This is a genomic window from Lamprobacter modestohalophilus (genome assembly GCF_016583905.1).
Taxonomy (GTDB): Bacteria; Pseudomonadota; Gammaproteobacteria; order Chromatiales; family Chromatiaceae; genus Lamprobacter; species Lamprobacter modestohalophilus.
Genome location: NZ_NRRY01000010.1, coordinates 108507 through 117971, shown reverse-complemented (window position 1 = coordinate 117971; position 9465 = coordinate 108507). Strand labels below are relative to the sequence as shown.

Sequence of the window (9465 nt, the reverse complement as noted above, 5' to 3'; positions counted from 1 at the left end):
ACCAAAGGCGAGGCCTACGATCCAAAGCACGCCTTGAGTCAGGCGGTTTAACCGCCGCGAGCACCGATGAGGGATTGAGTCACATCCGAGCGAGCACGATCACCCACACCACGAGTTTCTAACCACGAGTTGCTAAGAGTGACTGTCACTGTGATGGCATGAAAGGCTTGTCCTGCATTCCTGAAACCCTGTAATCCTCACCAGCCGGCATCGCCGAGACTGAAACAGTGATAAGGACAGGAATGCGCGCGGATTCCATCAGGGCGCGAGGAGCGATCACGCCACCTCATCACGACGCCGGATATATGGCCGCAACGTTTCCTTCTGCTGAACAGTCAAGTGGCTCTTGCATCGCGGGGCGGACCATATATGATGGAATGGCCAGGACCGCAAACCGAGCAAACTCAGACTTGGGAGATCACGGCCGATAGAGACTCATGGAAGCCATGGAAAGACCGGCGTGTACTCCCGCCCGTCTGGGCGGAAGTCTTTGGAGAGCGTTTTGCGAGCAAAGGCGAGCCACAACCGCCAATGCAGCCAATGCAGCCAGAACAAGTGTTCGACTGGGCTGCCGAGGGTGATGCCGTCGATGAAGAAATAGTTGTTGAACAGGGTGAGCCAATTGATGACTTGAGCGACTATTGGAATAAGGCAATTCAGGGCAAGCCGTCTATTCCCAAAACCCCACCCCCATCAGAAGTTGCAGAACCCAGTGTTGATATTGATGTTATACTAAAGGGCATCCCTTCTTGGACAGAAAAGCAACTGGCGCAACAACTTGGAAAAGACAAGAACAAAACCCTCAAATCGTTCGCCGACAATGAGCAGCAATTGCTGGAATCCTTGCGAATCCATCAGGCTCTGCTGCTAGAATGGGAAAATAATGCTGATAAAAATAAAAAGAAAGCAGCGAAAACCTACCAGGAGCTGATCGGTCGCCACGATCAAGCCTGACTCCGGCTAGATCCGCCCTATTAAGATAAGTATCCGCATGACTGTGTACTTTGTCACACGCCATCCCGGCGCATGCGATTGGGCAAGCGGCGAAGGTCTAGCTATCGACCACATCGTCAGCCATCTCGATCCTCAGATCGTCGTCGATGGCGACATCGTCATTGGCACCTTACCCGTTCATCTAGCTGCAAACATCTGCGCGCATGGAGCACGGTATCTGCATCTCTCCCTGCAAATGCCACCAGCGCTGCGTGGCAAGGAATTGAGCGCTGCCGATATGCGCGAATGTCAGGCGTGCATTGAGGAATACCACGTCGTTCAAGTCGAACACGGGTCTAATTCCGATCCCAATGCCGAGCTGACCTCACCCGAGGATTCAGCACCGCAAACGTCGCAGCCCTGCGTGATCGACACTCGCTCGACCGCACGAAACTTACCCGTCTGAAGATCCAGTTGCAATAAATCGCGAACACCGATCCCGGCAGCCCGGCGCTGGATCTCGGTCACGAGCATCCCGGCCGCGACCGCGTTGAGCCCCATCACTGCGGGTGCCGCAACGTCGGGCAAATAGCCAGCCTGGCGAGCATGCGCGGCAATGTCGCCCCCGGCATAGGCACGCGCTTCCACCGACGCCTGCGCTGGCGACAGCCGACCACTGCACAGTGGGCAGTAGCGACCGGTTTCGGCACCAGTGACTTCCGCCCGCAGACCAACGATCGAGCCGTCATCGCTGAGGGTGATGTCGGTGCCTGCCTGCAGGTATTCACGCCCAGCGTCCAGCGCAAGCTGCAACGCCATGGTGCGACTGAGTTCGTTGTCGGTCAACGCCAGGATGAGGTCGCACCGCTGCAGTTCGCGCTGTGCAGCCTTGGACAGATAGATATCGCGCGGAAACGCGATCACCTCGGCAGTGCAATCGAGCGCAGCAGCGATTTGTCGAGCCAAACGCTTGCCCACCTGCACCTTCGAGCGGCCGATATCGCGCTGCGTCACACCGGGCAGCCGGTTGAGATTGGTCCTCTCGATGGTGTCTGGATCGATCAGGACGAAGCGCCGAAAGCCGGCGCGCGCCAGTTGCTCCAGCGCGAGCATACCAAGTCCGCCAACGCCCACCACGCCGATTGACAGCTCACCGGCAACCTGGCGCAGGGCCGGACCAAACGCGCGCTGGCGGTCCAACGCCGGTGCCATCGGACTTTCCGCCGGCTCGACCGGCGCCAGGCCCAGAACGACCTTTCCAGATAGCGCCACACCTTGCTGCCACAGCCGAGCGCGCGGCACCCCGCCCTGAGGCCAGACCAAGCTCCAGAACTGAGCCACACCCTGCTGCAACAGCCAGTGGGCCAGCCCGGACTCAGCGGCATCGTCGGTGGCACTGAAATCGTTCACACCGGGTGGGTGGCTATGCAAGTGCACGGCGATCCAGCCATGCGCGGCGAGTTGCAGGGCCCATTGGTTCATGCGCCCGGATGCATCTTCCGTCAGCGCCAACCCTGCAGCCGAGGTGCGTTCATAGTCACGCTCCCCGACCACGACCAGTTGCTCCAACAGCGTCGCCTGCGTCTGCCCTTGACCCCCCTGCAGCATTCGTGCGGCGGCAAAGGCGAAACGCTCTTCGAACGGGGACGGATGCAGCAGTGTCTGCATGCGCTCCGCGAGGCCGACTGGAATCCTCAAAACGGGCTGACTGTCCATTAGCGTACCGCCGCGTCTGCGAAAAAGGCCAGGGTCACACTCAGATACGAGACCAATGTGTGATGGCCCGGTCGCCAGTTGTCGGCAACGCCGCAGTACCATTGCCAACCCTCGCCAGCAAGATCAGGAGCATCGTGATAAGAACGATGGTACAAGTGACTGCGGTCGAGTTGCGCCGTCTCCGCACCCTCTGCCAGATAGAATCCGATCGGGGCGGCCAGCGGGTAGGTCTTCGGCAGCACGATCAACGCATCGGTGCGCACGCCCCCGGGTAGCGTCAATCCACGCAGGCGCACCCGCCAGCCCTCAGCCGATGCCTTCGGTGCGTCGATACCACCAAAACCGGCGCGGCGCAGACCGTCGAATTCACGACGCAATGCCGGTGGCAGCGCTGCTGAAGACGCTGCAGAGGCCCCTGCACCCTTGACGACACGCCCCCCGCCAGCGAAGCCATGACCAGCTCCCTTGACCACCCGTGGTCCTGCAGAGAAGGTATCGCCGGGCTTCACCGCGACCTCGACATCGACCACGACCTGGCCGGTCCGCACACCGTTGTCGACGCCGGAGCGATAGACCGACTCTGAGCGGTCAATGCCGAGCAGTTGCTCGAGTTCGTCCCGACGGATGCGGCCGTAGCCGCTCGAACGCACAAAGCCCAGTTCGTCGCGCTTGAGTCCCATTAGTGTGCTCCTTCAACCGTGTTGAGTACGTCGTCGATATCGATCACTGAGTAGGCCGCGCGGCGCAGGTCGCTTGCCAGCATCTGCGGGCGTGCCAGCACCTCGGTGCGGATGCCCTCGTTGCGCAGCTCCCACACCATCGGCGCGAAGTCACCGTCGGCAGCGGCCAGCACGACGAAGTCAGGGCGTAGGCGCAGCGCTAGCGAGAGGGTGGCAATGATCAGACGCTGGTCGTCGGACTGTTTGAAGCCGCCATCCGGAAGTCGCTTGGCTGGTGCTCGGATCACTCGTGCACCAGATTGCTCGAGCGCGTGTTGCTTTCGCGTGAAGTTCGTTTTGTTGCTGGCGATGGACTCTGGATTGTCCTCAGCGACGCGCTCCACGAGGGTGACTAGCGTTTCGATGACATCCACATCCTCCCCCGCAATCAGATCGCGAACGTCCTGAACAGGAAAGAAGGGGGCGCCCCGATCACGGGAAACGATTTCACATGGGATGAGATCAATGGCGAAGATTTTGCGAATCATTGTATGTTCCTCATTCAGCAAGCTGGTAAAAAAAGAATTGGGTTCCTATCGCGACACTCAGTCGCTGTCCTGACAAAGGTATCAACGCAGGCCAACAGGGCTTTTTGAATATTCAGTCAACGTGTTCTCTAAACGATGCTCAGTTCCCTAATACTTCCTTGACCAGATGGAAGTAGGTGTACAGATTGTCACCGTTGCGCCAGTTGCGCGCCGGCTGCCAGGCACCGTTATGGATGTAAGTGCAATACCATTTCCAACCCTGCGCCAGAGGTTCATCCCAAGCGCTGTGGTAGACGCTATTGAAGAAGTGTCCGTCTGGCGAGATTGGGATGTCGGCCATCATGTAGAAGCCAACCGGCGGCAGCGCTGGATACTCCCGCGGAAAGGCCACCATCAAAGGCGTTCGCTGCGTGATGGCATGCCAGCGCTGCGGTAACAAGAATTTGGGCACCACCATCCAATGGCCGTCGTCCTCGTCGAAGTCGACGCCCTGCTTGAACAGGTGTTCGGCGATGTCGATCACCTGCTCGGTGATGATACGTTTGGACTCGGCTGAACGTCGGCCGCCGAAGCTGTGGCCTTTGGAGCGGTCCGGCATCGATGCGACCTTGGCGCCGCGCCCATGCCTGTCTACCAGTTCCCGTTTGCTGTACATGCGGCTTGCCTTGATCTGCTCGACCTTGCCGTTGCACTCCAAGATCGGGCGGCGACCAGAACCTGCCTTGGCATGCTGAACCAGTTCCCTGCCCGGGATACCACCACCGATGCTGCGTGGGTCAATACGTCGGCCATTGATGATTGCCATCGGCTCGTCTCCTTTGGTGGTGGATTGCAGTAGATTGTCGCGGTTATGACTTGGTCGCTTATCGGTTACAACGCCGCGTCGACCGACGTTTTGAAGCTCGCGAAGCTCGGTAGGGCAGCTGTTTTGCATCCAACGTGATTGGCATCCGCTGCGGAATCCATTTCGCCCGGGCTATCTTCCTGGCTCTCGGTAACAGACTCACTCTGCGACGGTTTGGAGGACTCGCACTGTTCCCCACGCTCCTGCAGGTAGCGCTGCAGGTCGATGAAGCCCGAAGCCTTGAGCATGACGTCACGCGCGGCGTTGTACTCTGGGAAGGCGGCGACTTCGACCCGAATGCCACGTCGGCGCAGTTCCAGGATGACGGGAATGAAGTCCTTGTCACCCGATATCAGCACGATGATGTCGGGCTTGGCGATCTCAGCGGTGCGCATGAGTTCCAAGGTGATCTCCACATCCAAGTTGCACCGGTAGCCATCGCCGACGAGGTTGCCGATCTTGTCGTGCACCAAGTAACCGAGTTGCCAAAGACGCTCAATCACGGCGGCGCGCGCATGCGGATTGCGCGGATCGATGGGAACAAACGCGTGTGCCTCGACCAAGAAGCGTCCTTCGCTCAGGTAATCGAGCAGATCCTGCTCGTCGAGCGCGACGTCAAGTTGCCCGAAGGCAGCCTCAATGTTGGCGTAGTCGTTGAAGATGATGAGCCGTTCCATGATCGTTCTCCGGGGGCAAAGGTGCGCTTGGTCGGTGCGAGTCGAATCGGGCCTGATGAGTGCTCTGCGGCGCCTTCGCCGCAGAATGAATCCAGCCTTGCTAAGAGCTGAGCAGCCACACCAAGCTGATGCCGCCGATCACGGCCGCCCAGGGGCCTCCGACGAGGTAGAGCACGCCAAGCCCGGCCAAGGTCGCAGCGACAAACCAGCCAGAGCCGGTTGCCGTCGCATCTTGCTGAGCCGGTTGTGCTGTCGCAGACCCTGTTGTCCTGCGACCTCTTTTGTGGCTGCCTCTGTCGTAACGTCTCGCGTTGGGAATGCTCGCCATCTGTCGTCTCCTTCGGGTTGGTGAGTGGTTAACGCTGACTGGTTTTGACTTGCTGTGGACTTCCTTGTCCCTTGTGGCTGCCGACCATCCTTGCCTGCGCCTTCTTCACGGCATCAACGCTACGCTGCTGCCAATTTTCAATGCCATCCTTGGCAGGCCTGCCTTGGCCAATGTTCCTGCGGGCCATCCTGGCTTTCCGCTTTCTACTGAAGTCAACGTCATGCTGCTGTCGATTTTCAATGCCTTCCTTGGCCAGTGTTCCCTCAGACCATCCTGGTTTATCGCTCTCTACTACATCAACGCTAGGCCGTGGCTGGTTTTTAATGCGATCCAAAATTTGGTGGTGTTCTAGATCTGGATGTCTTCCGAAGTCATGGCGCGATGATCCAGTCACTGGAACAGTGTCATCTACTCGAGACCAACATATCTGTAGCACTACTTGCACCTGCTCAGTGCGCTCAGGCGCGCGGGGACTCCATTGCCGTCGTCTGCGCCGCGAACAAAACAAGCCATTCACGCACCCGCAAGATCGTCCGCTGCCGCGTATCGGCGTTTTGTTGTTGCGCCTGTTGGGCATCACGCAACGGTGCGAGCAGCTGCGTATCGACCTCGGCGAGGGCCTGCTTCAGTGCATCCTGTACGGCTTCGATGAGGGAGCTGGCGATCTCCTCAATCCATTGTTGACGCTGCATGGCAACACGCCGGCGCTCGGTATTTTCCTTGTGTTGCTCATACTCGGCTAAGCCGATCTCCAGAACCAATCTACCGACCTGAATCCAGGGCATGGCTTTCCCAGCCCAGTTGTTCAGCGTGCGTTCCCAGCGGCCTTTGAGCCAGGGGATCTTGGCCGCCCGGCCGGCTTTCAGCAACATCAAAATATGGTCCTTGTCGATGGCTTGGATGCCGTTGCTGGCTATCTGACCGACGGCGGCGGTGAATGAATGGCCGGACGCTTGTTGCCGGTGTTTGAACGCGTCACCCATCCATGGATTCGGGCGATAGCGCTCCAGTAAGACATCCGCGTCGGCATACAGAGGGGCAAGCTCCTCTGCGAGCCAGCCCGACAGTTCGTCCGCCACGTTCGTGCCTAACTCGGTTAAGCTTGCGCTCAGGACATCGGCTTGCCCCTGGCTCTGATCCAATGCCGCGCCAATGTCCGGAAGTAAGGCGGTCACCCTGGCAACCAGTCGATGATATGCGCGTTCGGACAGCCAACGCAGGCGCTGTTGCAGTTGCGTCAGTGCTTCAGCCTCGTGGGCCAAGCCATCGTGAAACGCGTCCTGTGTATCATCAAGCTGCTCAAGTAATGGCTGCAGCAGTTCACGCGCGATTGCGCCCTGGAGTTGCTCCAGCTGTGAATGTTGCTGTTCGCAGCGGTTCAGCCACTGCTCCAAGCGCGCGCTGACATCCTCGAAACCGGATTCGCGCAAACAGGCCGGACTTGGCTGCAAGCGACCACGCAGCGCCAGGTTCGCATTCAGCAGGAGCACCGGTAATGCCTCAACGAGCGTCTCGGCGAGACCCCGCTCGGTCGCTTGGCTTAACAGGAGATCTAACACACGTTGGCGTAAGGCCTCGGCCTCTTCGATCTTGGTGTACTGATGATTGATCAGCAACATCACCGGACGCTGTTCGCTCAGCAGTGCGAACAGCCGCGTATAGACATCGGCACAGTCTTGGTCGCCTTCGCGCACCACCAAGAGGATGTTCTGAGCCGCACGCAGCGTCTCGGTGGCGACCGCCTCATGTTGGTCGGGTGCATTCACGCCAGGGGTATCGACCAGTATCCGCGCGCCCCAGTCATATTCGGCGCTACGCTGCGTCGTGGGTGAATCACCCATCGCAGCGCTAACGCGCCCGAGCAGCGCATTCACGAACGTACTCTTACCCGCGTTGTAGGCACCAAAGACCAGCACACGTGCACGCTGATCCTGTACTGCTTGGTTGAGTTGCTCCCAGGTTTGCAAGCGCTGCGGTAAAAACGCCTGTAACAGCGGTTTCAGTTCAGTCAGTACGCTGTCCATTAAGACGGTGTTCATACGGCCAAGTCTCTCTTATGGGTTAGGGTAACGGCCGTCTTACCGGCGGTTGTAAAGGCCTTGATGAGCGATGCCAGGCGCTCTAAGCGCTGATCGAGATCCTTCAAGCCACGACAGACACGGGTGACCTGGTTCCCTATGATCTTGCGGATGTCGGTCTGCAGTGAATCCTCGATCCGTGTCTGCAACTCGGAGTAATCGATACCGACGGGTATCCTGACCGACTCTTCACTTAAGGCCAGACTCCCAACGGCCGATCCCACCAAGCCGCCGATGAGACCGCCAATCGCTATACCTAGCGGACCAGCGAGGGCACCACCGGCACTTCCCAAGGCTGTCCCTCCGGAAGTGGCGGCCGCCATCAGGCCCGCGCCCCGTGTCTTCGTGATATCCACGAACCGCTTCGAATAAGCACCGAATTGCGCCGCGTCGAGATCGATCAGAATGGCCTGTGTTTGTGTCTCGTAATCAGCGAGGGCTGCGTGCAAGTGTGCTTCGCTGGTCTGTTTGAGCAGTTGCGAGAGATCCCTCGCCACCGTCTGCACATCCTGGTGTTCTTGATGGCGACGCAACAGTGCGGGCAGGGCCTCGATCATCTCTGCAAGCACCTGTTCGCTGATCACCTGCGTTTGCTGCGTCAACGCTGTTACGGCTTGCCGCCCCGCCTCACGGAATGCCTCGAGGGGTGGGAGCACCTGCGCATGCAGTCGGGGATAGAGCACGTTGTTGAGGTAGTCTTGGTAGATGGTCAGCGGCTTTTCGCGTTTGTACTCCAATGCGCGTTGCGCCAACTGAGACAGGTGTTGGTAGAGGCGTTCAAACCCACTTTCCTCCAAGCTTTTAGACGTGCTACCGGCCTCACGCGCACACTTCACCGAGATCGAGACCGGCGCCCATAGACGCTCTGAGGGGGTTTCGTCACCCAGCGTCTGACGTGCCCGTTTCAAGACGTCTTCCTCCTGTCCCTGGCGCCGTGCTGGGTCCTTGTTCACCCAACAATCGCGGATCTCGTCGTCCTCTTCCACGGGTTCGTTGACATCGCTTTGCGTCAACACGATCTGAATCGGCTTGCCACTCTCAGTGGCAGTACGCAGTAGATCCAGTTCCTGTGTTTGGCCAGGTGCGCCTGAGTTGGTTAATAGAAGCGCACCATCGGCCGCCACTTTGAACCGCTCGGTCAGCGCATGGTTTTCGTGCGTCACCGACAACAAACCAGGGGTATCGAGGACAACCAAAGTGTCGCCCAGCGTCACCCCCTGGACATGCGCTGTGTTTTCCGTGCAAGCCGTTGCGAAGGGCGTCTCGAGCGGGACTTCTTGGCCGTTTTCCAAGCGGAAGCGCTGCGTGGGCAGGCCATGCGCGGCAAAACGCTCAACGAGAAAGTTGAGCAAAGTGCTTTTGCCAGCATTGACCTTGCCATAGATGAGCAGAATCAATTGATCAGACTTGGATGCGCTGAACTGTCGTCCCAGTTCACCGTCTTTCCAGGTTTGGGCCGCTTGCGCAATCGCCGTGGCAAGTGCGGCTTCAAGTTGCTGGATGCCGTCCGTGAGCATCCGGCCGTTGCGTGGAAGTGTTGAGATGTCCTGGTGCAATTGCTGTTGCAACGTGTCGGTTCGATGACAAAGCGCATCGAGCTGTGCCTGCATCGCTTCGCTGACACAGACAAAGCCTCCGGTCGCATCGATAAAACGGGTTTCTGCCGTGGATTCCATCGTGTT

Annotated in this window: 9 protein-coding genes and 1 pseudogene; 3 read left to right on the top strand and 7 right to left on the bottom strand. The window is 58.9% G+C overall.

Translation table 11 applies throughout. From position 1 onward, the window contains the following. The first annotated feature begins 369 nt into the window (after positions 1 to 369). On the top strand, positions 370 to 954 hold the full coding sequence (locus CKO42_RS08645) for a hypothetical protein (RefSeq protein ID WP_200242171.1): 585 nt from the start codon (positions 370 to 372) through the stop codon (positions 952 to 954). A gap of 37 nt (positions 955 to 991) precedes the next feature. Then, positions 992 to 1261 (top strand): annotated as a pseudogene (gene csx16 / locus CKO42_RS08640) (CRISPR-associated protein Csx16); the annotation flags it as partial. Positions 1262 to 1272: 11 nt separating this feature from the next. Here csx16 and CKO42_RS28270 read toward each other — a convergent pair. The 5 genes from CKO42_RS28270 to CKO42_RS08620 form a co-directional block, all read right to left on the bottom strand. Further along, positions 1273 to 2649: a ThiF family adenylyltransferase gene (locus CKO42_RS28270; protein WP_338034880.1), complete on the bottom strand. Its 1377-nt coding sequence runs from the start codon at positions 2647 to 2649 to the stop codon at positions 1273 to 1275. Beyond that, entirely contained in the window at positions 2649 to 3329 is a 681-nt protein-coding gene (locus tag CKO42_RS08635; RefSeq protein ID WP_200242167.1) for a hypothetical protein, read from the bottom strand. Before CKO42_RS08635 ends, CKO42_RS28270 begins: the two co-directional genes overlap by 1 nt. Further along, the gene (locus tag CKO42_RS08630) at positions 3329 to 3877 is read right to left on the bottom strand and encodes an NYN domain-containing protein (RefSeq protein ID WP_200242165.1); all 549 of its coding nucleotides are present in this window, start codon (positions 3875 to 3877) and stop codon (positions 3329 to 3331) included. The genes CKO42_RS08635 and CKO42_RS08630 overlap by 1 nt, the downstream gene beginning before the upstream one ends. Positions 3878 to 3995: 118 nt before the next feature. Beyond that, positions 3996 to 4661, bottom strand: a complete 666-nt coding sequence (locus tag CKO42_RS08625; RefSeq protein WP_200242163.1) for a hypothetical protein — start codon at positions 4659 to 4661, stop codon at positions 3996 to 3998. A gap of 65 nt (positions 4662 to 4726) precedes the next feature. Further along, positions 4727 to 5377, bottom strand: coding sequence for an NYN domain-containing protein (locus tag CKO42_RS08620; RefSeq protein WP_200242160.1), 651 nt, complete (start codon positions 5375 to 5377; stop codon positions 4727 to 4729). A 317-nt stretch (positions 5378 to 5694) separates the two neighbouring features. Between CKO42_RS08620 and CKO42_RS08615 the strand changes: the two genes are divergently transcribed. Beyond that, positions 5695 to 6057: a hypothetical protein gene (locus CKO42_RS08615; RefSeq protein ID WP_200242157.1), complete on the top strand. Its 363-nt coding sequence runs from the start codon at positions 5695 to 5697 to the stop codon at positions 6055 to 6057. 106 nt (positions 6058 to 6163) lie between these two features. Here CKO42_RS08615 and CKO42_RS08610 read toward each other — a convergent pair whose 3' ends face one another. Continuing rightward, on the bottom strand, positions 6164 to 7744 hold the full coding sequence (locus CKO42_RS08610; RefSeq protein ID WP_200242155.1) for a GTPase: 1581 nt from the start codon (positions 7742 to 7744) through the stop codon (positions 6164 to 6166). Further along, positions 7741 to 9459 (bottom strand): GTPase, encoded by a 1719-nt coding sequence (locus CKO42_RS08605; RefSeq protein WP_200242143.1) that lies wholly within the window; start codon positions 9457 to 9459, stop codon positions 7741 to 7743. The genes CKO42_RS08610 and CKO42_RS08605 overlap by 4 nt, the downstream gene beginning before the upstream one ends. Between the last annotated feature and the right edge of the window lie 6 nt (positions 9460 to 9465).